The 26,127-nt window shown below is 43.2% G+C and carries 20 protein-coding genes; 6 read left to right on the forward strand and 14 right to left on the reverse strand.

The window, feature by feature from the left end; translation table 11 throughout:
• Positions 1-615: 615 nt before the first annotated feature.
• The 3 genes from JWG44_RS09375 to JWG44_RS22640 all read left to right on the forward strand — a co-directional run bounded on the left by JWG44_RS09375 (position 616) and on the right by JWG44_RS22640 (position 3,039).
• Positions 616-1,602 carry a sensor domain-containing diguanylate cyclase gene (locus JWG44_RS09375; protein WP_205274694.1) on the forward strand — a complete coding sequence of 329 codons (987 nt, stop codon included), beginning with the start codon at positions 616-618 and terminating at the stop codon, positions 1,600-1,602.
• A gap of 27 nt (positions 1,603-1,629) precedes the next feature.
• Positions 1,630-2,577 (forward strand): sensor domain-containing diguanylate cyclase, encoded by a 948-nt coding sequence (locus JWG44_RS09380; protein ID WP_205274695.1) that lies wholly within the window; start codon positions 1,630-1,632, stop codon positions 2,575-2,577.
• A gap of 360 nt (positions 2,578-2,937) precedes the next feature.
• Complete coding sequence (locus JWG44_RS22640; RefSeq protein WP_205274696.1) at positions 2,938-3,039, forward strand: diguanylate cyclase domain-containing protein; 102 nt, start codon at positions 2,938-2,940, stop codon at positions 3,037-3,039.
• Between the two features lie 74 nt (positions 3,040-3,113).
• Here JWG44_RS22640 and JWG44_RS22465 read toward each other — a convergent pair whose 3' ends face one another.
• Positions 3,114-3,242, reverse strand: a complete 129-nt coding sequence (locus tag JWG44_RS22465; RefSeq protein WP_269752202.1) for a hypothetical protein — start codon at positions 3,240-3,242, stop codon at positions 3,114-3,116.
• Here JWG44_RS22465 and JWG44_RS22645 point away from each other — a divergent pair.
• Both JWG44_RS22645 and len read left to right on the forward strand, forming a co-directional pair.
• Positions 3,184-3,312: a hypothetical protein gene (locus tag JWG44_RS22645; protein WP_408611941.1), complete on the forward strand. Its 129-nt coding sequence runs from the start codon at positions 3,184-3,186 to the stop codon at positions 3,310-3,312. The two genes, JWG44_RS22465 and JWG44_RS22645, sit on opposite strands and share 59 nt — an antisense overlap.
• Positions 3,313-3,446: 134 nt before the next feature.
• Complete coding sequence (gene len, locus JWG44_RS09395) at positions 3,447-4,136, forward strand: endostatin-like outer membrane protein, LenA/LenB family (RefSeq protein ID WP_205274698.1); 690 nt, start codon at positions 3,447-3,449, stop codon at positions 4,134-4,136.
• Between the two features lie 487 nt (positions 4,137-4,623).
• On the opposite strand, the gene JWG44_RS09400 is transcribed toward len, so the two are convergent.
• The 9 genes from JWG44_RS09400 to JWG44_RS09440 all read right to left on the reverse strand — a co-directional run bounded on the left by JWG44_RS09400 (position 4,624) and on the right by JWG44_RS09440 (position 12,729).
• Complete coding sequence (locus JWG44_RS09400; protein WP_408611942.1) at positions 4,624-5,817, reverse strand: chloride channel protein; 1,194 nt, start codon at positions 5,815-5,817, stop codon at positions 4,624-4,626.
• A 73-nt stretch (positions 5,818-5,890) separates the two neighbouring features.
• On the reverse strand, positions 5,891-6,925 hold the full coding sequence (gene purM / locus JWG44_RS09405) for a phosphoribosylformylglycinamidine cyclo-ligase (protein ID WP_232371577.1): 1,035 nt from the start codon (positions 6,923-6,925) through the stop codon (positions 5,891-5,893).
• Between the two features lie 120 nt (positions 6,926-7,045).
• Positions 7,046-7,654, reverse strand: coding sequence for an adhesin Lsa19 (lsa19, locus tag JWG44_RS09410; RefSeq protein WP_205274731.1), 609 nt, complete (start codon positions 7,652-7,654; stop codon positions 7,046-7,048).
• A gap of 143 nt (positions 7,655-7,797) precedes the next feature.
• Positions 7,798-8,346 carry a cupin domain-containing protein gene (locus JWG44_RS09415; RefSeq protein ID WP_205274700.1) on the reverse strand — a complete coding sequence of 183 codons (549 nt, stop codon included), beginning with the start codon at positions 8,344-8,346 and terminating at the stop codon, positions 7,798-7,800.
• 40 nt (positions 8,347-8,386) lie between these two features.
• Positions 8,387-8,734: a hypothetical protein gene (locus JWG44_RS09420; protein ID WP_205274701.1), complete on the reverse strand. Its 348-nt coding sequence runs from the start codon at positions 8,732-8,734 to the stop codon at positions 8,387-8,389.
• A 1-nt stretch (position 8,735) separates the two neighbouring features.
• On the reverse strand, positions 8,736-9,326 hold the full coding sequence (locus JWG44_RS09425; protein ID WP_205274702.1) for a sigma-70 family RNA polymerase sigma factor: 591 nt from the start codon (positions 9,324-9,326) through the stop codon (positions 8,736-8,738).
• A 4-nt stretch (positions 9,327-9,330) separates the two neighbouring features.
• Positions 9,331-10,107 (reverse strand): glutamate racemase, encoded by a 777-nt coding sequence (gene murI, locus JWG44_RS09430; RefSeq protein WP_205274703.1) that lies wholly within the window; start codon positions 10,105-10,107, stop codon positions 9,331-9,333.
• A gap of 33 nt (positions 10,108-10,140) precedes the next feature.
• Positions 10,141-11,445, reverse strand: a complete 1,305-nt coding sequence (locus JWG44_RS09435; protein WP_205274704.1) for a pyridoxal phosphate-dependent aminotransferase — start codon at positions 11,443-11,445, stop codon at positions 10,141-10,143.
• A 177-nt stretch (positions 11,446-11,622) separates the two neighbouring features.
• Positions 11,623-12,729 (reverse strand): S1C family serine protease, encoded by a 1,107-nt coding sequence (locus JWG44_RS09440; protein WP_205274705.1) that lies wholly within the window; start codon positions 12,727-12,729, stop codon positions 11,623-11,625.
• Here JWG44_RS09440 and JWG44_RS09445 point away from each other — a divergent pair.
• The gene (locus tag JWG44_RS09445; protein WP_205274706.1) at positions 12,728-13,819 is read left to right on the forward strand and encodes an aminopeptidase; all 1,092 of its coding nucleotides are present in this window, start codon (positions 12,728-12,730) and stop codon (positions 13,817-13,819) included. The genes JWG44_RS09440 and JWG44_RS09445 overlap by 2 nt on opposite strands.
• Before the next feature lie 378 nt (positions 13,820-14,197).
• Here the strand turns inward: JWG44_RS09445 and JWG44_RS09450 are convergent, their stop codons facing one another.
• Genes JWG44_RS09450 through JWG44_RS09465 form a run of 4 tightly spaced genes read right to left on the reverse strand, consistent with a single transcriptional unit; the run spans position 14,198 to position 25,959 of the window.
• Positions 14,198-21,964 carry a PD40 domain-containing protein gene (locus JWG44_RS09450; RefSeq protein WP_205274707.1) on the reverse strand — a complete coding sequence of 2,589 codons (7,767 nt, stop codon included), beginning with the start codon at positions 21,962-21,964 and terminating at the stop codon, positions 14,198-14,200.
• Between the two features lie 3 nt (positions 21,965-21,967).
• On the reverse strand, positions 21,968-22,579 hold the full coding sequence (locus JWG44_RS09455) for a DUF1318 domain-containing protein (RefSeq protein ID WP_205274708.1): 612 nt from the start codon (positions 22,577-22,579) through the stop codon (positions 21,968-21,970).
• 12 nt (positions 22,580-22,591) lie between these two features.
• A complete protein-coding gene (locus tag JWG44_RS09460; RefSeq protein ID WP_205274709.1) occupies positions 22,592-25,603 on the reverse strand; it encodes an LIC_11026 family protein in 3,012 nt (1,003 codons plus the stop codon).
• A gap of 14 nt (positions 25,604-25,617) precedes the next feature.
• Positions 25,618-25,959, reverse strand: a complete 342-nt coding sequence (locus JWG44_RS09465; protein ID WP_000695903.1) for an STAS domain-containing protein — start codon at positions 25,957-25,959, stop codon at positions 25,618-25,620.
• Positions 25,960-26,127 lie beyond the last annotated feature (168 nt).

Genomic DNA, 26,127 nt, shown 5'->3' on the forward strand with positions numbered 1-26,127 from the left:
ATTCCAGTCTCGGGAGGGAAAGCGCCACTGTCAAGGACGGGAAGGAATGGATTCTCCATTTTTCCGACAACCGTTCCTTAAGATTCGAATTCTAATGCGGATCCAAAACGGGATTCTTCCATTGAATTTTGTAACTTTGAACCGGAGTTTTCACAGTCAGAAAATCCAAGTTACAATATGAAATAGAATTCCAGACAAAATATTCAGCATTTTATGACAACCTTCGCAGAGTCCGGTCTTGTTATAAATATCCTAATTTTATTTTAATATATTATATAATTTAGATATACCATTTTGAATTAAATCATTGTAACTTTAACTAAATAAAATTCTTCTTTCGTAAGAAATATTTTTGAATCGGCGTCCATTCCGATAGAAGAAGAATTTTTATCAAATTTTTTACAGTGTGTTCTAAAACTCGATTATCCTTTATGAGAAAGATCAAGCTGCAAGAACCTGTCCTAGTTTTGGAACGGGTTTTTATGATTTTTTTTGAAAGCGCATTTCAGAAGATAAACATTGAGTTTTTGGAAATCAACAGTGATTCAACACTTTTATGCCGATCAAAATTTTTCTATAGGTAACTTGAATCTACGAGGAAAGAGCGAAAAGTCAATGAACTTCCAGAATGAATATAATCTTGAAAAATTTGTAAACAATTCTTTGGATCTGATCTCCATCCAAAGAATGGACGGAACGGTTATTCAGGTAAATCCTTCTTTTGAAAGAATTTTAGGTTGGTCCGAAAAAGATCTTTTAGGGAGAAATCCTTTTCATCTTTTACATCCGGACGATTTGGATTCTACCCTAAAAGAGATCGAAAAATTGAATCAGGGAATTCCCACACTTGCGTTTCAAAATCGATTTCGATGTTCCGATGGATACTATAAATTCTTTGCGTGGACTTGTTATCCGGATCTAAAGGAAGGTTTGCTGTACACTTCCGGTCGCGATATCACCGATCTTGTGGAATCCAATCGGAAGATCAGCCAACTCGCAGCGGAACTCAAAGAAGCAAACAGTCGACTTTTTGAACAAGCGTCGACGGATCCTTTGACAAAACTCAAAAACCGTAGGTCATTCAACGAAGAGCTACGTCATCTGATTTACCATACACAGAGAAAAGAAGGACAAATTTCACTCTTGATGATCGATGCGGATCATTTCAAGGCGTTCAACGATCAGTTCGGTCATCCTGAAGGAGATCAAGTTTTGGTTCAATTGGCTTCTCTTCTTTTGGAAGAATCCAGAAATGCCGATCTTGTCGCCCGTTACGGTGGAGAAGAATTTATCGTCGCGTTGCCGGATACATCCGCAAACGAAGCCATCGAAATCGCGGAAGATTTATCGAAAACGATCCGAAATTTTGCTTGGGAAAAAAAGAGAATCACGATCAGCGTCGGAATTGCTACGATTCAGTTTCATCCCGCTTTTAAGGGGGATAAAATGGACTTTCAAAAAATCCTCATAGAGAACGCGGATAAAGCTCTCTATCATTCAAAAGTGAGCGGTCGAAATCATGTGACTCACTACTCGTTTATCGATCGAAACAGTTTGTTCTTTTGCTCTCACCCAAAATCTGACGACTTCAAACCGAACTGATACGATTCCAATTGGAGGATTTTAATCATGCTTTATAAAGAAGAATTTAATCTTGAGAAATTTTACAATTATTCCCTGGACTTATTCTCCATTCAGAGAATAGACGGAACCGTCATTTCGGTCAATCCAGCCTTTGAAAGAATCTTAGGCTGGTCTGAAAATGAACTTCTCGGTAAAAGTCCTTTCGACCTTCTGCATCCGGAAGACGTGGAAGAAACGATACGGGAATTTTCTAAACTCAACAGCGGGGTTCCGAAAGCTTCCATACAAAATCGACTTAGATGTGCGGATGGAAATTACAAATATTTATCTTGGACGGGGTTTCCCGATCTGGAAGCCGGCTTGGTATATATTACCGGTCGCGACATCACCGAGCTCGTCGAGTCCAATCTAAAAGTCAGCGAACTCGCGGCCGAACTGCAGGAAGCAAACGATCGATTGTTTGAGCAAGCTTCAACGGATCCACTGACAAGACTAAAAAATCGAAGAGCGTTCAACGACGAATTACGCCATCTAATTCACCGCGCGCAAAAACAGGAAGGTCGAATTTCGCTTATGATGATCGACGTGGATCATTTCAAAGCGTTCAACGACCAATTCGGACATCCGGCTGGCGACGAAGTTCTTACCCGAATCGCTTCACTTTTCTCCGACGTTACGCGAGAAAACGATCTCTTAGCGCGTTATGGAGGCGAAGAATTCATCCTTGCGCTGCCGAACACCTCCGTCGAATCTGCACTTACGATCGCCGAAAAGATGGCGAAAACGATTCGAAATTTTGCTTGGGAGAAAAAAAATATAACGATCAGTATCGGAATCTCGACGTTTCAATTCGATTCTTCCTATTCGTTAAAGAGCAAGGACTGCGTTCAGCAACTGATCGAAACCGCGGACAAAGCCCTCTATCATTCCAAGGTCAACGGTAGAGATCAAGCGACCCACAGTTTGAAAATGAATTCCGAATGTATAAAATAGAAATAAAATTCTCAATCGCATTTTCATCCGTATCGTTTTCCCTCCAATTTTTTTATAAGCAAAACATGCTCCTTAAAAAAGTCCATCTTTCGCTTTCTAAATCCGTTTTCCAAAAATGAACAAAACCGAATCGTAAAAATTCGCGAAAGGTAAAAACAGCCGGGATAAATTTTCAGATCGCTCCTTCGGTACGTTATGCGTCATGAGATTGAACGGCAATCTTCTCAGGATGAATTCTTCCTTTCAGCGCGTCTTCGGATGCCCCTCTAATCGATTGCTCCGTCGGCGTATCGATGGTTCCCATCCGGAACATTTGGATTTTCCTAGTCGGTTATTGAGGATGAGTTTATTTCGCTTCGGATGATCGACGCTGATCCTTTCAAAAGTTATAACGACCGATTCGGACACCCCGCCAAGGATTGTGTTTTGGCCGAATTAGCGGTCTTCTTTCTAAAACTCTGAAAATAAAACGACGTCCTTGCGCGTTTCGGGGGAGAAAAATTTATAGTCAAAGATCGATCAACGTTGCGGAGAATTTAAGAATCGTAATCCAAAGTCGTATTCGTGAAAAAAAGATCCGTTACGATCAGCATCGAAATCGCGACGATGTACGTATCTTCGGAGGAAAACAAAAAGACAATCGATTTGATAAACGAAGCTGACAAAGCCCTTTACGAATCCAAAACGAACCGTAAAAATCGCTCTACTCATTTTCGAGGTTCAAGTCGTAGATAAAACGATTCAGGTTACAATCTGCAATCTATGATGAAAGTTCCATTTGTTAAGAGTCATTGAAAACGAATCGGGATTCACTCCTCTCCGGGAGTTCGAAATTTCCGTTCGTTGCAATCAAGCAAAAGGAGCTATTGATGTTTCAAAAACTTTTTACCTTCCTCTGTGTAATTTCGCTTTCGATTACACTTTTTTCCTGCGAAGAATCGAAGGATGACGACACAAGCCTATTGGTCTTACTCTATTCTTTAGTCAATGGAAACGCCGGAGCAAACGTTCCTACATCATGCAAGGACTCTGCTTTTTGTAGAACCTTCCTGGCAACAAACAATGGAACAGGATACAACGGTAACTTAGGAGGAATCTCAGGAGCGGACGCGAAGTGTACGGCCGCAAAACCGGCCGGACTCAACGGAACTTACAAGGCGCTTTTGGTATCGGGGAACGTTCGAGAAGTTGTCTCCGTAGCCGACGGAAGTCCGGGTTTAAAAGACTGGGTTCTTTATCCAAACAAGCAGTATCGAAGAAGTGACGGAACTACGATCACGTTTACTACAAATTCTAATTCTATCGTCGTAGACACTCTTCAAAATGGAATCGATGCGGGTGCGCAAAAGTTCTTTTGGAACGGATTCAACGGCGGACCGGGGACCTTTCCTTGGGAAGTCAGCTCGGATTGCAACGCTTGGTCCTCGGGCGACGGAATCCCGTCTGGTCAAGCGGGAAATACGACAGCTACCAATCCAAACGAAACGCCAGGAGGTGCGTTTACGATCGACGGTTGGAACTGCAACCAAAACCTGAATCTTCTTTGCGTCGAACAGTAAAAGGGAGGAACACCGTATCAAATACGGTGTTCCGTCCATCCTCTTTAAAATTCCCCTTCCATCGAAGGAAAAGATTCACAACAAATGTTCTTTTTTGAATATTCTAAAGACAAAATGTAGGAACAAAAAAACAAGTCTTCCGATTTTGAAAATTTTTGAGTTTCTCGCGGAACCTTAAAAGGTGTCGCATTGAACGACGGAGTAAGCTCGTAGTAAAAACGATGGAGTTCCCACAGATTACGTCTCTTTTAGGGGTTTATAAACTTTCTAACGGAGGAATGTTGTTCAATTTTTATGGGAGTTCCCACATTTTGTAGAACTCGTGATCTCTCTTCTATTGGTGCTCGTTACGCGATCGGTTCGAGAACAAGTTTTTGTCTTCTTGGCAATTTCAAGAGCGGATTTTAGATCGAGATGGACGGAACTCCGGTTAAAGAAGTTTTTTCGAAAAATTTACGGTCCAAATTTCGACGGCGATCATAAAATTCTAACCTTCTTTCCCCTGCGTGGAAATAAAAGGCTCTTTGGGAGACAAAAAATAGCCGCTCAGACTGGCTATCAAAACCGGAGTAAAACTATACAAACCAGTTAATTCTGACAAAAGAATCGTAGTGGAAATCGGAGTTTTGGTGACGGAAGAATTCACGGCAGCCATAAGACAGATCATCAAAAAGGATTCGTTCTCCGTGGGAAAAATTCCAAAAAGAAATTTCCCCGCACAAGCTCCGAGAAAAAAAAGAGGAATGATCACCCCTCCTCTCCAACCCGTCGTTACCGTAGTCGTGATCGCAAAGGTTTTCCAAAAAATCAAACCCGCTAAAAAGACGAGACTAAACCTTCCTTCCACGATTTGGTTGAGTTGATCGTGTCCGAAAAAACGAGTCAACGGAATCTGCCAGGCGATGATTCCCAAAACCAAACCACCAAGTGTCGTCTTCCAGTAGATCTTTCCCGGAATTTTAGAATAGATCCAACGGTTCGTCAAAAAAAGACCGTGAAACAGCCAACCTAACGCCGCGCCGAGACCGCCGAGTAAAAGAGCATATAAGAAATCTTGAATATCTCCCGGAACATACTGAGGAAAACGCCAAGTGGGTTGAAGTCCTGCGTGAGTCATCCAGAGAAAAACGAAGAAGGCCGAGGTGCTCGACAAAAACGCAGGCAAAAGAGCCTTGTAATACTCGACGACGTGTCTGTGTTGCAGTATCTCAAGGGCGAATAACGCGCCACCCAATGGAGAACCGAAAAGAGAAGTAAAACCCGCTGCCATTCCTGCAATGGTCATGGAACGATATTCTTCTCCGGTTAAACCGAGTTTTTCGGCAAACCAGTTACCAAAGGATCCGGTGATCTGCACCAGGGGCGCTTCAGGGCCCACACTTCCTCCGGAAGAAATGCTCAAGATCGAAGAAAGGGCCATCGAAGGGTTTTGGCTCGCTTCGAGTTTGCCGCCTCTAAAACGTATATTATCGATTACTAATGAGATTTCTCCGGGTTCCCCGAGAAAGTGAATGATCAAACCGATCAAAAGTCCGGAAATCGTCATAAAAGGAATCGTAAGAATTCCTTCAACGTTCAAAGCCCAGCGTGTAAGATATTCGATGAGCATCCAAAATGCCGCGGAAAACAAACCTCCTACAACGCCTAGGATCACGTAAAAAAACGTAAGCCTAGAAAGCATAAAGGGATTTTTTCTGGAAAGAACCAGAAGCGGGGACCGCAACAGATCGGCGAGATTGATCATATCTTCGCTGTTAGACGAACTGAACTTCTTCTTTATTACCGGAAATGATTTCTCCTATCCAGTGAACCGATTCTCCGGAGGATTCTAAAAATTGTTTTGCGGATTGTAAGTTTTCTTCGGAAACTACCAACATATAACCGATTCCCATATTGAAGGTTGCAAAAAGCTCCAGCTCGTCGAGTTTCTGATCTTTTTTGATTTTTTCAAAAAAGTATCCGGAAGGAATTTTCTCTTTGTAAAACTTAGCTTTTGAGCCTTGGGGAAGGACTCTCGGAACATTCTCCTGATATCCTCCTCCCGTAATATGAACCATTCCCTTAACGGGAACCTTTTGCAAAAGTTTTAATATACTTTCCACATAGATCCGAGTCGGTTTGAGAGCGTAGTCTTTTAGGAATTTTACTTGTTCGGGATCGGACGGAAGATGTTTTCCATCTTTTAAAAGCAGCTTGCGAATCAGGGAAAATCCGTTGCTATGAGGACCGCTGGATTCTAATCCTAAAATCTGATCCCCGGGACGAATGGAACTTCCGTCGATCATCAGATCCTTTTCCACGGCGCCGACCACAAAACCAGCGAGGTCGAATTCGTCTTCTTTCATTGTTCCGGGATGTTCCGCCGTTTCTCCTCCGAGAAGCGCCGCGTTAGACAGCTTGCAACCTTGAACGATACCCGCGACGATCTGATCCATTTTTTCCGGATCCAATTTTCCACAGGCGATATAATCCAAGAAGAATAAGGGTTCTCCTCCGCAGACAAGAATGTCGTTCACACACATCGCCACAAGATCGATCCCGACGGTGTTGAAGGTATTGAGAAGTCTTGCGAGTTCTATCTTGGTTCCGACTCCGTCGGTCCCGGAAAGAAGAACGGGTTGATTGTATTTTTTAAGAATGCTTACGTCGTAGGCTCCGGCAAAACCGCCGAGACCGCCAAGGACTCTGGGACCGTGAGTGGATTCCACATTACGTTTGATCTTTTGAACAAACTCTCTTCCCTTCTCCGTGTCCACACCGGCGCTTTTGTATGTGATCTTTTCTTCCATTCTTAGGATCCCGACTCTTTTTAGAATAGCTTGGAAAAGATAATATCCCTGCACACAAAAAAAACCGGATCCATACGGGAAATCCGGCACTTAAGGACGAAGATTCGGGAATTCAGGAAATCATTTCATCTGGTCTATCTGCTCCATTGCGGAGAGTTCCTCTTTTGCCGCGTTTCTTGTTTTTAAATCCTTATCACCCGGTTTCAGATCCAGGGCTTGCCCGGCTTCGATCAAAACCTTTGCGTTATCGGATTTACGAGTAATCTCTACGGAACCTTCTCTTACGGCGAAGGTTCCGGATTCTTCTTTGCCGTTGACTCTTCCCCAAAACTGAGTTCCACGCACGGCTGCGACAACGGTCGGCGTATCGACGGAAAGACTCTGGCCCTTAGTCAATTTGGAAGCTTTGATCAGGACATTCCCTTCCGAAACCTGAAACGAAACCGTTTCAGCGTTGAGGGATTCCACCTTTGCCGTGCTTCCGCCCAGAAGACGAAAACTTCCGAGTTTGGAAGTTAAGTCCAACACTGCGTCGCTTTCGGTTTTCACCGATTGTTTTTCAGCGACGTTTGCAAGCGGTGAAAGTTCTTTTCCGGATTCAACGATGGAAGCCTTTCCCTTGAGAAAGGTAACGACCGCGTCCGAACTTTCCGCAACCCTCGGTTTACAAACGTTCAAAAAGAATAAAACCGCAATCGCGGTTATGAAACGAATCATAGATACTCCGATTGAATCCTCTAAAGAGGAGTTTTCGTATTATACACGAATTCGGAAAAATCGGATCGAAATTTTAGTTTTAATTTAGGAAATTTATTTCAAAAAAATTAAAATTAACTTTGGAAATTTATTTCCAAAGAAAGGGCTTTTGAAATTTAGGAAAAATATTTCTCGGATTCCGCAAAGTCCGAAGCGCCCGAAACGATAAGAAATTCGGCGCCGGAGGATGTGGAGAATTTTTTATGCACCGAACCTGCGTTTGCCCGGTGAAAATCCCCGGCGTGGAGGATCGTTCCCGCGATGTTCAGATCTCCCGAAATCAAAAAACAATCCTCGCCGCTTCCGTGGGAGTGTCCTGGAAAAACCGCTCCCGCTTTCATACGAATTACAAGAGTGACCGTGTTGCGGGTTTTATCTTTGTTTAGAATTTTATATTCCACTCCGGGGAACGCCGAGTTTTTCCAAGGAGAATCCGATTTACGGACAAAAAGAAAATTTTCTTCTTTGCTTGTTTGATTCAAAACATGGGAAAGAATTTTTTTCCTTAAGGAAGAGTCGGGTTTCACCTCCGAAAGAGAAGAAAGTCCAAAACGATGAAAGACCTCTTCTAGTTCCCTTTGCAAAGGAGAAGTTTCAAAGACTTCTCCGGGAAAGACGAAGTCTTCCCAGTTCTCAGTTGAATCCGTATTTCTTTCTTGGCTCATCTTTGAATTCCTTACTAAAGAATTGGTTTCCTTTGCTTCATTAGATTCCTACGTTTACGGTGCAGAATCGGATCGTTCTTTTTGGCGTTTCGTTTTCGGTCTGGATTCTTTTTTTCTTTCGTATCCCTCCCAATGTGAAAGGGGAAATTTTTGCAAACCCAATAGGAAGTGGATGTGGGAGTTCCGACAAAGTCGGAGAGGAAGAATTTTCCTTGCAAGATTCTAATTTCTCTGATAGAGAAAAGTCGACCGCTTCTTCCCGCGAGCCCGCCTCCTCCACCCAATCAGGGTGGGGGGCGCGGCTTTCACAGAAAAATTGTCGTAGTTCCGACGAGATCCATTCTTCCGGAAAACGAATTCCGATCCCATTCCCCACTTGGCTTTTCATTTCAAACATTCCAACCTTTGAGTTGATCCCTGAGTTCTAAAAGTCCAGTCCTAATTCGCGACTTCACCGTCCCCAGAGGAAGTTGAAATTTTTCTGCGATTTCGCTCTGACTGAGCCCGCTCCAATACGCTTCCCTAAGAAGAATCGCGATCTCAGGAGAAAGATTCGCGATCGCCTCCTGAACCCGACTTCTCAAAGAAGAATCAAAAACTTCCTGGAAGGAGGTGTCTTTTTCCGACGAACCGGATAAGAGAGTTTCCTTAAATTCCCCGGTCTGTTTTCGATTTCTAAAATCTTTGGATCTGATTTTTGTAATCGCCGCGTTACGTGCAATCGCGGTCATCCAAGTCAAAGGAGAAGAACGTTCAGGATTGAATTGTTCGGCTTTGTTCCAAAGGATCGTAAACACTTCCTGAAGAATCTCCTCCGATTCTTCTTTCTGCATTAGAATTTTATAAATTACGGAATAAAGAAGATTTCCGTAAAGATCGTAGAATTTTTCGAGACAACGAGGGTCTTTTTGCGCGATCCCGGAGAGCAATCGAAGGGCCTCGGAAGTTTTCTTTTCAAAAGAAGAATCGGAGTTCTCCAAGAAATCAAACTCCGCTCTTCGAATTCAAAAGATTGTCCGCCAGCGAAAAATGGAATTTTTCCTCGCTATTTAGAATGAGTTTGTATTTTGTCTGAACCCTTTCCGAAAATTCGGAATCGGAAATCGGTTCTCCGAAGGAATTGAGAAGGTGTTTGATCGTCCCGAAATTCCCATCATACAATTTTAATTCCGGCATATTCTTTAAAAAAAGTTCCATTAAAAAAACGTAATGTGTGCATCCAAGAACTGCGATCTCCACGTTTTGTTCTTTGAGGTTTTTTAGAATCGGCTTTAAATATTCTTCCGCGCCGGAAAAGTCCCCTCTATCCACGAGACCCGCAAGACCGGGACAAGAAATCGGAAGAATCAAATCGTCGGCATTTAATTCTCTTTTGAGCTTTTGGAGTTTCGCCTCTTTCTGAGTGACGGGTGTCGCCAAAAGGGCGATTTTTTTACCGGGATTTTGTAAAACCGCAGGTTTGATCGCGGGTTCCATCCCGAAAATCGGAATATTAAATTCTTTCCTCAGAGTTTCCGCAGCAGCGGAGGTCGCCGTATTACAAGCAAGAAGAATGGCATTCACGTCCTCTTCCAGAAGCCGATTGCAGACGTCTCGAGCCAATTCCAGGACTTTCTGAGCGCTTTTTTCACCGTAAGGACTATTTTTTAGATCACCAAAATAGACAACTTCCAGATCCCTTCCATACTTTAGCATTTCCTTAAGTACGGAAAGTCCGCCCATCCCGGAATCCATCAACCCAATCTTGAGAGGTTCTTTCAAACGGATGACCCCATTTTCAAACGAATTTTTGCGTTAGGCGGAAGCGATATACTCACCGATCTTTTCTCGAAGGGTTTTGTAGATCCAATCAAACTTCTTTTCGTCCTCTTCCAAAAGGGTGACCCGAAAACCGTCCATCTTGGTGCAGAACGCGGACAAAGGAACGACGCAGATCCCGGTCGAAGCGAGAAGATAATAGACGAACCTTCTATCGTTCGCCGCCTCCGCAAGGAGAGGTTGAATAAAATCGGAAGCCTTCTGATTTTCCACCTTTAACTTCATGGAAGAATCGAGAACCCCGTCTTCAAAAGCGACCGTCAGATAAAAGGCGCCCTTCGGTTCGATCACCTTGACTCCCTTGAGTCCCGCAAAGGCTTCGGTCGCAAGACGTGCCCTTTTTCTAAACTTTTCGTTTCTTCTTTTGAGATGAGGAACAAATTCGGGATGGGAATAAACTTCCGGGATCGCCATCTGAGGGAGCGTCGTAGAACAGACTTCCAACATCTTAGCGTCTAACAGTGATTTTACGTAACGGCTAAAAACCGGATCCTTGTCCTTGTTAAAAATTTCCAACCAGCCGCAACGACCTCCCGGCCAAGGAAACTCCTTCGAAATGGAACGAAGCGCCATCCCTGGAACCTTGTCTCCGATGACTTCGGAAAGATGAAGAGGTCCCGCTTCCGAATAGTTTACGTGTGCGTAGGTTTCGTCGCAGATCAGCATAAGATCGTATTTTTCGCAGATCGCCACGATCTTCTTCATTAAAGTTTTGTCATATACTGCGCCGGTCGGATTATCGGGATTGATAAGAAGAATTCCGGTGATCGAGTCGTTGTAACGAACCTTGTTTTCGATGTCCTCAAGATCCGGCATCCAGTTGTTTTCGGGAAGAAGATTGTATGTGAGGTGTTCGTATCCGCTGTGAGCCGCTTCCGCGGAGGATATCGTGGAGTAAGCCGGACTCGGACCTAAAACACGGGCTTCTCTTCTCATAAAACCGAAGATCTTCGCGACGGCGTCTCCCAAACCGTTGAAGAATAAAAGATCGTCCGCTGTGATCTGGGCTCCGCCTCTTTCGTTTACTTTTTCCGCGAGAAATTTACGGGTCGGTTCGTATCCTTGTGTGGCCGTATAGGCCCAGGATTTATCCTTGAGAACCAGATTGGAAACGATCTCTTTCATCCAAGAAGGAATGGTTTCTCCTTTTTGAATCGGATCTCCTATGTTTTCGTAAGTGATCTGAAGACCCAGCGCCTCCAGCTTTTTTGCGACGGCTACGATCTGTCTGATTTCATAGATCAGAGCATCGGCTCCGCTGTGAACGATGTTTCTTCTCATCCCGTCCTGCCCTCTTTTATATATTATCAATTTTGCATGAGTTTTTTAGAAACCGCGATAGCGATTGTAGCGGAAATTCCGTTAGGAATTGCAGCGTAAAGCGCGGTCGCGAGCCGTCTTTGAAAAAAAATTCGCGAGCGAATCGCCCGAATTTTCTCACGTCCAACTCAAGTTTTTTTATTTCTGAATCAATTTCACCGGAAGTTCCATCATCGTTTTATCCCGGTAGATACGGAGCTTGATCTTGCCCCCAAGTCCCACTATTCCAACCTGTTCGCGAAGATCATTAATATTTTTGATCGGAGTTCCGTTCGCCTCGAGAATAAAATCATAACGTTTGATTCCACCGACTTCCGCCGAAGACTGAGGATCCATATCGTAAACCAAAACCCCCGTCCAAGAATCCGGTATTCCCAGAGCCGTTCGGTGATCCGGAAGCGGAACCGTCGCCATCACCCCCAAAATCGCAGGACGAATATGCCGGCCCTGATTGGCTTCGATCATCCGTATAATCTTCAGAGCGTAGTTGCTCGGAATCGCGAATCCGATACCGGAGTTCCGTCCAGTCTCGCTCCGGATCAGACGATTGATTCCGATAACTTCTCCGTAGATATTCAAAAGAGGTCCGCCGCTGCTTCCGGGATTGATCATACTGTCGGTTTGAATATGAGTCTGTCCGGTCTCGTCCAAGTCTTCCCGATACTTTGCGGAGACAACTCCGACGCTAAAGGAACGTTCGAGTCCGAAAGGAGAACCGATCGCGATCGCCCAGTCCCCGACTTCGATCCGATCCGAATCTCCAAAAACGACCGGCTTCAAACCGGAACCTTCTCGGATCTTTAAAAGTGCGATATCCGCTCTTTCGTGACTCCCCACATACTTTGCGGAATGAATTCCGCCGTTCGAGGTGATCACTTCGATGCTCTCCGCGCCTTCGATGACGTGATAGTTTGTGACGATATATCCCTTGTCGTGGACAAAAAAGCCGCTCCCAAAAGAAGCGAGTCTTTCATTTCTAAAATCGAAATAGTGATAAGGGTTGGAGATCGATTCGCTCTTTTTGGTTCGGATCGAGACCACCGAATCTTTTACGAGATGATAGACGTTGCGAAAAGAATTCTGAATTTCGATCGCAGACTTTTGTTCTCCGGGTGAGATGGGTCTTTTGCCGGAGAAAAGAGAAGACAAGGCGCAATCCTTCGGAAAAATCAGAATCAAAACGAGAGCGGTCAAAAGAATTCCGTTTAAGACTACAATCCTCGGAAGTGTGCGTAATAATTCCATGTTAGAACCTAAATTCTATCCTCTCGATTTTCAGAACAACCGTAAATCGAAAACGGCAATCCATATAGTAAGAATCTCGATTCTTCTTTTTTTAGCTTTGTGTTTTCAGAACTGCGTCGGATATTTATGGCATCTGGGAACGGGACAACTCGACATTCTTCTCAAAAGAACTCCGATCGAAGAAGTTCTCAAAGATCCAAACACAAAAGAAGAATTAAGACTGAAACTCAGGGAAGTGGAAAACTTCCGAGAATTCGGAATCAAAGAACTGGCTCTGGAACCCGCTGCCGGTTTTAAATCCTTCGTTCCACTCGAGAGGGAAGAATTGGGTTGGCACGTCGCCGCGTGTTATCCGCTCAAGTTGGAATCTTATACCTGGTGGTTTCCGATCGCAGGAACCGTTCCCTACAAAGGTTATTTCAGTTTGGAAAAAGCCAAAGAAGAGGAAAAGGAACTCAAAGAAAAGGGATTCGATACAAGAATTCGGATCACCGCGGGATATTCCACTCTTGGCTGGTTCGAAGATCCGATCTTTTCCTCCCAATTGGAAGGAAAATCTCACGAAGTCGCCTCCTTAGTCTTTCACGAGATGGCGCACGCGACCGTCTACTTTCCAGGAGATTCGGTCTTTAACGAGAGTTATGCGAGTTTTGTGGAAGAGGAAGGAACCTTTCGTTATTTGGAATCCGTCGAAGGAAAGGAAAGTCCTCAAAAAAAGGAAATTCTTCTTCGAAAGGAAGAATCCAAAAAGTTAAAGGAAATTCTCGTCCAAACCGCAAATCGTCTAAAAACACTTTATACATCTCCCTTGGAAGACGAAGAAAAAAGAAAACAAAAGTTCGAATTGATAAACGAATTCAAAAATCTTCTCTTTTCGAAGAAGAACGAATTTCAAACGATCCGAATGGAAAAACTCTCCAAGAGAGAATGGAACAACGAGGACTTTATCGGATATTTGCGTTATCATTCCGGAACCGATTTTTTTAGAAAAGAATTTGCGGCCGTAGGAAACGATTTTTCGAAATTCCACGAAAGAATGAGAACGTTAGTCGCGCTTTCCAAAGAGGAGAGAAAAAAACTTTTACAGTAAACGTTCTCTAGATACGTTTCGAAAGAACAAACCCGTTCGCTCAAAAAAAGCGAAATCTTAACCGCAAGTGGACTGAATCTTTAGAAGAATCCGTCGTAAGAACGACGATCCTCTGTGAAAGCCGCGCGCCCCGCCCTGATTGGGTGGAGGAGGAGAGGTGGTGGGAGGCTTCGGGTGACTTTGCTCTATCAGAAAAACCTTATCTTTACAAGTAAAAAACTTACCACCAAATGTAGGAACTCCTACAAAATTCCTCTTAAAATCCGAGTGGACTCGGAATCACTTTCCAACTTGTGAAAAAAAAGCTTACTCAGATTCGAAGCAATCGTCCAATCACTTAGGCCTCCCCGAGTAACTTCGAAGAAGAATATCTAAACCTCATTCTTCCAAAATAAAACTGTTGGTATAAAGTCGATAGCCGTTCCAAACACGATCCAGTGGATAAACTTCCTTGATCGCATCCAAGGATTCCTGAAAACGAATGTAGAGAGGAACTCTCGTTCGACTTCTCTTTGTTAGGCGCTTCAAAAAATCCACGTGAGCCGTATCTGTTTGATCCCCTATAAATACGACCCCCGGACCGACAAAACTCTGAGCTATCCAATAAAAAGCGTCCCTGTAATTCACGATATCGTATCGATCTTCTTCCAGAAAAGAGGAAGTAAAAATCCAGTTTCCTTTTTTTGGAGCGCTGAAAGAATCGGAAACGTTCTTTCCTCCGATCGTAAGGCTGACTTGATTTACGATTTCGAGAGGATATTGAAGAACATACAAACGACTCTGGCGATCGGAGCCGAGATTACCGGAGCCGACTTCCAAGTATTGAAGATCGTTCAGAGTTTTCTGCCAGGATTCCTCGGTTTTGGAACTTGCTAAAAATTGAATCTGATAATCCGGGTTGAATTCTTCCTTTGTGGAAAAAATCGGATTGGTAAGAAGAGATTCCGGATCGTTCACAAGATAAAAACGATCTTCAGTTCTTGGAACCAAAGGAACCCGAAAATGATACGAACTCAAATAGAGATAAGTGAGTTTATTCTTTGTGAGTTTGATGTTTTTCCGATATTCGTTTTCCAATTCTTCCCGAAGCAAAACCTCGTAACCGCCTTTGGAAGCTTCTTCGAGATATTGAAAAAGCGAGGCTCGAAATTTACGATTGTCCTTGATCGCAAGGTCCCCTTTCGATTTTCCCTTCACAAAACGGATGTAAAACGATTCCAAACCGAGATCCATCACTGAAAGAAATTCCTGATCTTTCGGAAGTTTTTCTTTGAGTCGTTCCGAAACCGAGGCGAACACCGGAATATCCTTGTAATCGGCGTTGTGATTTAAGATCAAAGGACGGCTCATCGAAACCAAATCTTTCGCCAAAGCAAGATCGAAAAAAACTTCCGAGTTATTTTTTCGAAAGGATAACTTCTGCAAAAAAGTGATTAAGTCCAAAAGTTCGATTCGATCTTTGGAGTGAAAAATTTTTCCCTTTTTGGAATGGATGAGAGCGTTTAAGAATTCGATAAACTCGGTAGGAGATTTGGAAACAGCCCTGTCATAATGCGGGAGCCATTCTCCCCTTTCAATCCCCGAAACGGTTTCGGCTTTTTGATTTTTATGAAAAGATAACTTTTCTAAAAAGACATTCTTATCTTTGAATATACTTTTGAAATCGTCCCCGATCTTATATTTGGAACCGATTTTTTCGATCCAATTTCGACTTTTCTCCAATTCTCCCCGAGACAAAAGCGCTTGGGAATAACCCAGGACCATTCTTAGAGCCCTCGACTTGGCTCCGACTCCCCATTCGTATTCCACAAGAGAATCCGCTAAAAGATCGGCTTCCTCGTTTTCCTGAAACGGCACAACGTATAAAATCAAATGATAAAGAAGACTTCTCTCCTCTGGGTCCAAGGATTCGAACAGTTTGGAAGAATTTCCGTAAACTTCCGAATACAAAGAATACGGAGAAAACCAGGCTCCCGTAATTTCACGTTTCCAATTCTGAAACAATCTTTCTCGAAATTTTCCGGTATCTTCTTCCGCTTCTTTTTTCTTTAGGACTTCTAAAGCCGCGTCCCAATTTCCGGAAAGAATAAGATACAATTCTTCCTTTCTAAAAATCTGATTTTTAGAAAGACTTGCTCCCTGCAAAAAGTATTTCTGAGCCAAAAGACTCTGTTGAATCTCTTCGACTTTCTTTGTTTCCTCGGAATCTTTCGCCAACTGAAGCGCGCTTTTATAAACGAAGTCGCCGACTTCCCATTCGTAAAGATTTCTTGAAATTCTAAGTATATGTTTGTAATACAAGTAAGGATCGTAAAAAGGAGCGATCCACTTCGGGGCAACGCGAAGCGACGCCGGCGACACCGGAACACCGGTTTTAAGAGAATACAATGACAAAAGAATATTCCTTTTTTCTAAATCATTTATATCCTTTGGAGAATAGGATTCGCAATCCTGCAGATCACGATCCAGATAACAGGCGAGAAGCGCCGAAAAAAGAACCGAATCCTTTTCCTCCTTATTTTTCAGAACCTCGGAATAAACGTCCTTTAACGAAACCCCCGGTGAAAGTTTCCACTTCAGACGGAGTTGATCCAATTCTCCCGATACGACCGGATTCGTTTCCTTTCTCACCGAACGATAGGAATAAGCGTGAGCGTATGCCTCCCGAATCTGTTCTTTTCTTTCATGATCTCTCGCGGATTCGTAAAAACTGTTTCCGATCTTGTGATCCGACTTGTTCCTCAGAACGCTCGCCCCTAAAAAGAAACTTCCCGGAAGCGATTTTGCAAAAACCGTCTCCGGCGGATTTTCGGAACAATTTTGTTCTAACTGACAAAGCGCGACGTTTCTGATTCCGGAAGCGTTTAGGAGTTCGTAGACCTCGGCTAATTTACCAAGATCTGCAAACGTATTACCGTAAAACAAAGCCGAAGAGATTTCATTTCGATTGTGAAAGAGATCTTTTAAGGCAAGTTCTTTCTCGGAAAAACTTTCACCGAAGGAATTATCACCTTCCACTTTTGGAAACGGGGAAACTATCAAATCCGTATCCAACAATCGGGAACGAATCCGGTTAGAATCCGTCTTATTTATTTTTAAAGTAGAATCGTTGTTAGGCGATCCTTCGATAAGAGCCGCGGATCTGAGCGGTCTGAAGTCCTTTTCCTGAAGGGGTTTTAGATGAGAAGGTCTAAAAACCAAGGAGTGTTCCGCCGGAAGAATCTTTTGTAAGGATCGGAGGTCGATTCCTTCGTCCAATTGAACAAACCAAACCTTCTGACTTGTAAGAGGGATTTTGCCCGAGTTTGCGATCTGTTTCAAAACCTCTTCGGGACTTCCATTCAAAGTCAAATATTCTTCCGTTGTTGAATTGGCTCGATAGATTCTCATCTTAGAATCGGATAATTCCATTCTAAGATACCCTTCTCCGTTCGATAAGAGGCCGATCACGGAAGGTTCCTCCGAAAAAATTCCCAAATAACCGTCCAGATTCGGGTTTTTAGCCTTCATATCGGAAAGAATTTTTTCCAGATCTTTTACGAAACCTTGATGGTCTTTTTGTGCGGAATCCGACTTTTCCTTTTTTTCCAAAAGGTTCTGAATCGCCGCGTAGGCGAGTTTTTGTTTTTTGAGAAGATTCTGAAGATGGTTTACGTCCTCCGTAAAACTTGAGTCTTCAGACTCGTGCGGAATTCTTACAAACTGGCGATACAGATTGATTCTACGAAGTCGATCAAGACTTTTGAATCCGTCGGCTACCTTTCCTGACTCAAAATAAATCTCCGATTGTATTTTAAAAAGTCTGCGTATTACAAAATACTTAAGTTCTCCGATCAGGTGCGGATGTGATAGCAGAAGGGAAGAGGCTTTTTCTATTTTTTCCTTTGCCCTTGCGTAATTTTTTTCATTTCGAAAGATTTCGGCCTGAGCGACAAGACATTCGATCCATTCCTGGATATAATAAAATTCGTTTGCGGATTCCGCAGATATGTCCAAGAGATTTTTCGCCCTTTCTTCGTCCCCCAATCGAACGTATAAGGCGGCCCGACTCAAAGAATGAAAAATTCTCTCCTTTCTCGTATACGGATCCGCGGGTAATCCGACGATCTCCTTGGGAACTTGGGAAGGATTTTCCAAAAGCCCTGCCGATAATCCGAACATCTCAAAGGTGGAAGCGGAATCGCCAAGACGAAAAAACTGCACTCCTAAATAATAATATACTAATGCAAGCGTAGGATCATGATCCGGATTTGCGGCGTAAAATCGAAGGTGACATTTTTTTCTTTCCGAGTGAATCACCTCCTCGATATATTGAGTATCGCCCAAACAATGGTCCACAAAACTCCGTTTCGAGCCGAGCAGAGTGTCGAGCGCCGAAAGTAAGGTTTCGGATTCCAAGTTCGGGTCTTCTTTGGAATTTTCCAAATGCCCGAAAAAAGAATAGAGTCCTCTTCGAAAGGAAATACGCGCCTTCGACACGAATCCTTGATCGGATTCGAACTTTTCCGCGTCCTCGTAAAGGGACATCGCTGTCTTAAATTCATCTCTTTTGAAATGCAAATATCCCAAATCGTTAAACGAATTGGAGCGGATAAGGGCCCCTGCAAGTGTGGAACCGAGCCCCTTGGACTTTACGTAGGAAAGACGCAAGTTGATCTCTTCGATAGCCTTTTCGATTTCATACGATTGAATGAGATTGTTGACTCGAATGCCGCTAGTCATCAAAGGTTGAAACTTAGGCGAAATGGCTTCCGGAAATCTTCCTTCTCCGGAGATTCTTACCCCGTCCGGAACCGCGACGTCCCAAACAAAGTCCCAGAAATAATCCCAAAACGTAATCTTTACACCCTTTGGAATCCAATCCGCTCCGCCTCTTCCGGAAAATATCTTTTCAGCCTCTTGCAGATGCGATTCGGATAGTTTAAACTTTCCTAATTTTTGATAACAGAGCGCGAGCCCGTTGTGAAGATTGACCTGGTCGATCCAACCTTTGTCTCCGTTTAGAGAAAGTGCGTCTTTGTAAAACGAAACCGCGTTCGAAAATTCTCCGGATTCCATATAGGAAAGACCGGTTAACGTGAAAAGAAGAGCGAGTTTGAACTTGTATTGTTGAAGTTTTTCGGGGCTATCCTTTCCCGTAAGAGTTTTTCTGGACTCGTTTTCAAAATACAAAGCCGCGGCTGCTTTGAGTTTTCCCACGGCGGACTTATAATCGGCGACGTAAATGGAAGATCTTGCAGAATTAAAAAGGAACATCGCCTTCTGACGATAGTTCTCGAATTGAGTTTTGGAGATGATATAGTCGGAAAAAGAATCGACTTTAGAAAACTGTTCGTTGGCTCTCGGATAATTCTTTAATAGGAAGTAGTTGTTTCCGAGATTCAATCTTAAATCGGAAAGAGCCTTTTTATTTTCGAAATTCTCCCCTAAAAGTTCGAGAACCTGGCTGTAGAGTTCGATATTCTCTTCGAAGTTTTTTTCGGGAAAATATTTTTTATAAACGCCCGCATATTTCTCTTCGTCCGTCGGCTGATCCTCTCCGGATTTTCTTCCCTTTAAAATGTCAATGTATTGATACATCCAACCCAAAAGTTGATATGCTTCGTAATAACGAGGATCGGCGAAGATGATCCATCTCAATTCATATTCAGCTTGTTTAAAGTCTCTGAGAATTTCCTCCTTTCTCGCGGAAGTCATCGAATCTGCGGCGTTATAGTATGTTTCGCGGATCACGCTTCGATTTACCAAATAATAGGAATATCCATAGAGCGTCGCTAAATCCAAAACGGGACGGGATCTCGGAACCGCCACCTTATAATACTGATTGATATAAACGAGCCCTTCGTCCGCGAGAGGATCCACACTCGCAATATCGATGATGTCGATTTGATTCAGTAGAGCTTTTTGTTTTTCTTCGCTTAAAAAACTAGCGAGTTTAAAGACGGAATCAACCATCATTCTTTGGTAATATACGGCGTATTCCTTATATAAGGTCTCCAAAAAAAGGTTTCTGCTCTTTACAAGAAACATATTCTCGGTATTGTAAAAATAGTGAAAAGCCGCGTCTTGAAGATTCCCTCTTCGATCGTGGTCCCTTGCTTTGTTTTCAAAGTATATAAACGAACGTTCTATCTCTTTTTCTTCCAGATCCACTCCCAAAAGCGGATCGTATTTCTCCAAATAAATCCGAAGTTCGTCGAAAGATTTCTGAACTTCTCCCAAACCTTTGAAGTTGTCCGATTTGAGCAGATGTCCTTTTAAAAAAAGAGGATCCGTTTCCGGGACCGAGGAAAGAAAGGAGTTCATCAAAGAATTACTTTCTTCAAAGGAGCCTTTTCCGTTCAGGCCGAGAGCCTTGATATATAAGAAATATTGAAACAAACGAATCGATTTTTTTTCCAAGGAATTGGTCGAAATTCCGACATCCGCGGCGCTCATTCTTTCCGAAAAATTCTTACCTTCCAAAACTTCACGATCGATTTGCGCGTAGAGAAGTTTGAGATCCTCTTTACCTGCTTTAGGATCGTTTGCGATCGAATAAAACGTTTCGGGAATTTTGTAGGAATTAACCGCTGCGTTTTTAAACTGGAGATCTCCCGATTTTCGATAGATGTCCCGAATTCGATAGTAATTCGGATATAAATTTAGAATTTCCTGATATAGTTTAAGAGACGAAGTCGAATCGCCCGCTCTCTGAAAAAAATCGGCTTCCTCTTCCAAAAGCGAAGCCAGAACGTCTTTGGAAACCGACGGGACGATTTTAATCTGTTCATAGTATTTTTTCAGTTCTTGGATCGCGGATCCGTTCAAAGATCTGCGCTCTTCCGCCAAAAACAACCCGTAGGCAAGACCCTCGGAAGGATGAAGACGCGATGAAAAAATTTCCTTCTTCACATTTTCAGCGACCGTGTTTCTTCCGGAATCGCGGGCTTCCTTGTATTTGAGAAGAAGCGCCCTGGAGTGAATCGCGGGGAAAATCGGATCCTCTGAAAAATAAAATTCGATCGCATCCACCGCCAAAAGAAAGTCCTCAAAACTTTGTTTGTCCCTATACTGAAGGGCGAGTTCGTATTGTGAGATGATGTCTTTCTCTTTGGAAACTGAGCCGGACGCAGGAATAAAATAGATATTGAGAGTATTATAATATGCTGCAGTAAAAAGAATCGAACCTCCGTTAAACGTTGAAAATTTGGAGTCAAAAAGGGAATCGTTTCCGGAAGTAAGCTGGCGCGACGTTCCGGTTTTTAGATCCTTCCTCACGATCAAACTGTTGTCCCTTTCGTCCAAACGCCCGTTTTTGTTCGAATCGTTTCGAATCGAAGTATAAAACAAATAACGTTTATCCGTGGAAAGCGAAGGGGAAAAATTAAGATAAGAATCCGATGTGATTCTTTCCTTTTTTCCCGAAGCCAAATCCAAAACATAGATATCGCCGGAGTTCGAATTCTCATACGAAAGATAGACGATTGTTTTTCCATCCACCGACCAAACGGGGGAAGTTCCTCCGTTCTGAGTGAGAAGTTTCATCGGTTCCTTTTCTTCGGTATCCAAGACTACAAGATTTTGAACGCCCGGACTCAGACGATCGGAAGAGAAAACGACGCGGCGATTGTCCGGAGAAAAGGAAGGATCGGTATCGACAAAGCCGTCCTTCTTACCCGGATCTTCAAAATTAGGATTTGTTAATACAATAAAATCGGAATTTAGAAATCTTTTTCCCTGGAGAATTTTTTCAGCCCAATAAGAAGGTTCCATTTCGAGCATAACGATATCCCCCGAAGAATCATACTGCTCGGAAACAAAAACCAATTTGGTTCCGTCCGGACTGATCGCGGGTTTTAATTCGGGCGCGGGATGTTCGGTGACCGGAACGGTGATCGAACTTTTGAGATCGCGAAACCAGATATCGTAGTTTCCCTTTTGTCCCGTCGTATAAAAAAGATATCTCCCGTCCCCAGTCGCGGAATTGTATAAGTTATTTCCTCTTTGAACAGTGAGCGGAAAAGGTTTTTCGTTTTCGGGAGTAAAATAGTTTACCGCGATCGAAGAATAATTGAACTCAAGCGGCTTGATTTTCGCGCTCGATTTCAAAAGCGCACATTGACAGAAAAAAATAAAACCGAAAAGCCAGGAGAAACGAATCATCACCTACTCCTTACGAATCCATTTACCGGGAGACTGCTCGTAGTATTCCCCTTTTTCCACAAGACGATACCAGGTTTGTTCCAGATGCGTGCGAAGATTTGCGGACGATTCTTTCGAATCCGTTTTTGTCTGGGCGCTCATCTTTGTGGAAATCACCTTGATTCTGTGTTCGTTTGCGAGAGTTACGAGGGAGTCGATCCGAGTTTTGATTTCTTTTTTCGAAAGTTCGTTTTTGATTCCCGCGTCTCCGGCGGAAGGGTTGATTCTAAGTCTACCGTCCCTCCCCTCGGCAAGAAAACCCTCTTCTTTCCAAGTTTTGATCTCGGGGGCGAGATAGGCGAGAGCTCTTAAGGACATTAGAATATTCTTATCTCCTTGAGAATAAGAATCTCCCGAATAATCCTTTTTCCAGACCTCCGAACCCGCGGAGGAAGTTTTGATCGAAGAGATAAGCCAACCGTCCTTTTCGAGAATCCTATCCTCTCCGATCATCTGTTTTTCGGAGGAAGTCTGAGTTTGGGTAAACGTGATCAGAGGAGACTTGATGATACAACCGGAGAATAAAATTCCTAAAAATAGGATGTTAAAGTTTCGATGGAAAAGAAATTGTTTCATGTTGGGACTCCTTCACTGATACGTGTCGATTTCGGATCTTGCCCTTTTTAAGAAATTTGCCAGAGGCATTCTTTGTTGTGAAATCTGACTGTTTTCCAAATTGATGATCGTATTTAAAATAGAACGTTTGAATTGAATGACCGCATAGACGAGCCCCTTTGACAACTCGACTTCGATCTTGTCCACTGCGTAGCTGTTATAGATAAAATCGGTAAAAACGTTCGAAGGAGTGAAGACGTTCACGGCGCTTTTCGCAAAGTCCTGACCGATCTGAAAGACGCTAAAGAAAAGATTGATATTCGGAATCGGATCCGCGAGATTTCTTCCCGAAACGTTGAGGTCCGCCTTTATTTTTCCGTCGTCGATCTTGGATCTGCTTTTCGGAGGAAGAAGTTGTTTTAGGTCGATGTCCTTGATTTGAACGACCGCGCTAAATTCCATCTTCTCTGGTTTTCCCTCTCCGACGTTTACGAGAATGTCCTTTCCCGCGACAAGTCCGTCTAATGTTAGAATTTTCAAATATTCTAATTTGAGAAAGTTTTCGGAGTAATCGATTCTCGCCGAGAGACCGGGTTGACCGCCCTTCGGCTTTACGTAGTCGAAAGGGAGTCCGTTGATCGACGGATGAGTTCCTACGATCTGTCTGATCGTAAAATTCGGAACTGGAATTCTTCCATAGGTTTTGATGAATTTTTCCTTGTTTCCGTCGATGAGATTTGCGGTCGTTCTGAGAGCAAGATCGTGGACAAACGGAAATTCCGCGTTCATTCCCTCGATCTGATAGAGTTTACAGTCCTCGCCAGGACAAAAGGAATTCGCATAACCGATGTTCGTATTTTTAGAAAGAAGATTTCCGCTAACGACGGAATTTTTCAGACGGAAGTCGATCGAAAAAAGTCCCGCAAACGTAATCCCTTTAAAAAGATAAGCGGGTTTTTCGGATTTAAAAACAACGCCGCCTTTGAGATCGGGAATAAGATCGCCGAACACTCCCTCTTCCGTCTTTGCGGCTTTTCTAAGATTTCCGCTCGCTTCCATCCGAAATCTGGATTGAAACGCAGTAAGAGTCAGTTTAGGAAGATGAATGGAAGAATCCTTTGCGATCTTCACTTCCAGATCCAGTTTTAAATCCTGCACTTGGATTCCCGGAAGATCAAAAAGAAGTTTTCCCGAAACGGATTGGGCTCCATCGACAAGAGCGTAATCCGCGTTTCCGTCGAGATGAATCTGATTTCCTAAATTGTTTCTCACAGGAATCAGACTTTCGCGAAGCGATAGGGGAAGTGTAGGCGTTAGGCGATCGAGTGTGGTTTTCAATTGTAAGGAGGAAAGGGACATTCGAAACCCTTTTTCTAAAGAAAGAAATCCTTTTGCAAAGATCGAAAGAGATTCTTTTCCCTCCACACCCTTTGTGAGAATAGAAAAAGAATCGAGTTTTACGATACTCGGGACAAACGGTTTTTCAAATTGAATCTGTGATTTTAGATCGAGTCCGACCGGAATCGGCGAGGACTTTCCCCTTCCCATCGGAAAACGGAAACCGCCGATTTGAACCCCTCCGAGTATATTCAAAGAATGGAATGAACCGCCGATCTTAAGCTGAAGCCCGAGAATCCCGTTGAGAGTTTTTACGTAATCGGTAAGATTTAATTTTTGAACGGCGAGATTCAGATCAAGTTCGGATCCTCGGAAAATACTCCCGGTCGCGGCGAGTTCTATCCCGTTGTAAACGAGGGTCAATTCTTTCAATTCCAGATTTTCGAGGATCGGAAGCGGTTTAGACGCGGTTGCCGTTTCTTGTGTGAGAGGATGAAGAATAGAATCCGCCGCCAAACGTAAGGTCGGAATTCTATGATTTTTACCGCCGATGGAAACAAAAAGATCTTTCGCGGAAATATCCGCGGACACTTTCAAACGAGTATCTTTTCCCGAGATCGTAATCGGCGCCAGGCTCAATTCTCCATCCAAGTTCATTTTTGGAATTCCGGGAATCGTGGATAAAAAATCGGAAAGCGGTTTTAAACGAATCGAAGACTTCTGAATGGAGAATCGAACTTCCCTTTCTTTAGAAGAAACTCCCGTCATCTCACCCGCGCCTTGTAACCAAACGTCCTGATTGACCTTCCATTCTAAACTTTCGAGTTTGAGTTTATCTTCCTTTTCGAGATAACCGAGTTGATAACGGAACGCGAAACCGAAAGGAGCCAAGAGTTGATTGCGGACACGGATCGGAACCGCATCGGAACCGATATCGGCTTTCGATACGAGAAGACCGCCCGCAATTGAATCGTCTCTTGTGAGTTCGAGATTCATCCGAAAGGGTTGATTGAGAGATTTAGAATTGTCTTCAAAGTAGATCTGAACCGTCTTCTCTGGATTCATTTGAAAACGAAGCGTATCGATGAGTTGAAGAATTCTAAGATTCATCGGAATTTTGCGAAAACGAACCGTATCCAATTCCAGCGCCAGATTGAATCCTTCTAGTCCCGCCTTGTAAGAGGAAAGACCGGACTCGGATGTGACATGGACAAAAAGATCTTTGAGTTCGAACTTGAGATACGCGCTTACCGGAAGATAAGTCGCTATCTCTTCCAAAGGATCGGAAGGTTTTTCTTTCTCTGTGGATTCGTTCGAAGGAGGAAAAAGTTTGGAAACGTTCCATTCTCCTTTTTTTTGTCTTAGATCCAGGTTGAGACCGACGAGAGCGATCCTCGAAAGTTTGGCCCTTCCCAAAAAGATCAACGGAAGATTGTAGGAAAGATCCAGTTCCTTTAGGGAAAGTACGGGTTTGTTTTCAAAGGAAACATCCGACCTCAAGATCAGATCTTCCAGAGTGATTCCGTAAAAAAGGGAAAACTTTGTTACCGTAAAATTCGCGGTTCCTCGAATGGAACCCGATAGAACCTTGTCAAAAACAAACTGTCCCGTAAATCGGTTGAAGACTAATTTGTAAATAAATAATAGACTAAAGAAAAAGTAATAAAGTCGTTTATGGCGTTGGAAATGACGTTTGAAAGTTTCCACGACTTCTGATTGGATCAGTATTCAAAAGATTCAAGAGCTTCTTCCAGAGTCTTATAAATTTCAAAGATGCTGGCGAGCTTGGTAATCTCCATTAAGTTCTCTATATCGGAGTTGAGGTTTGTAAAAACCATTCTTCCTTTTAAGCCGTCGATGTGTTTGTAAATATTCAAAAACATACCAAGACCGGCGGAGTTGATAAAGGGAACTTTTTTCAAATCGATGATAAATTTCGGAACGTCACCTTTGGAAATGTATTCTTCTATTTTTTGTCCGAGCTCGAACTCATTCCCTGCTTTGATCGGCCCTTCAATCTTGATGATGTGGACGTCGTTTTTCGTGGTGACTTTAATTTTCATAACCCTGACTTGGATATTGGATGCAAGTATAATTTAATTTCCTAGCAATTTGTAAAGAGAATTTTTAAGCATAGCACTAAAAATCAGGGCAAAAACCCGATTTCAGCGACATACCGGCAAAGAAGAGAGCAAGAAGTCTTGGGACAAAAGCCGGGGAATAATTCTGGA

The organism is Leptospira ainazelensis, assembly GCF_016918785.1.
GTDB classification, from domain to species: domain Bacteria; phylum Spirochaetota; class Leptospiria; order Leptospirales; family Leptospiraceae; genus Leptospira; species Leptospira ainazelensis.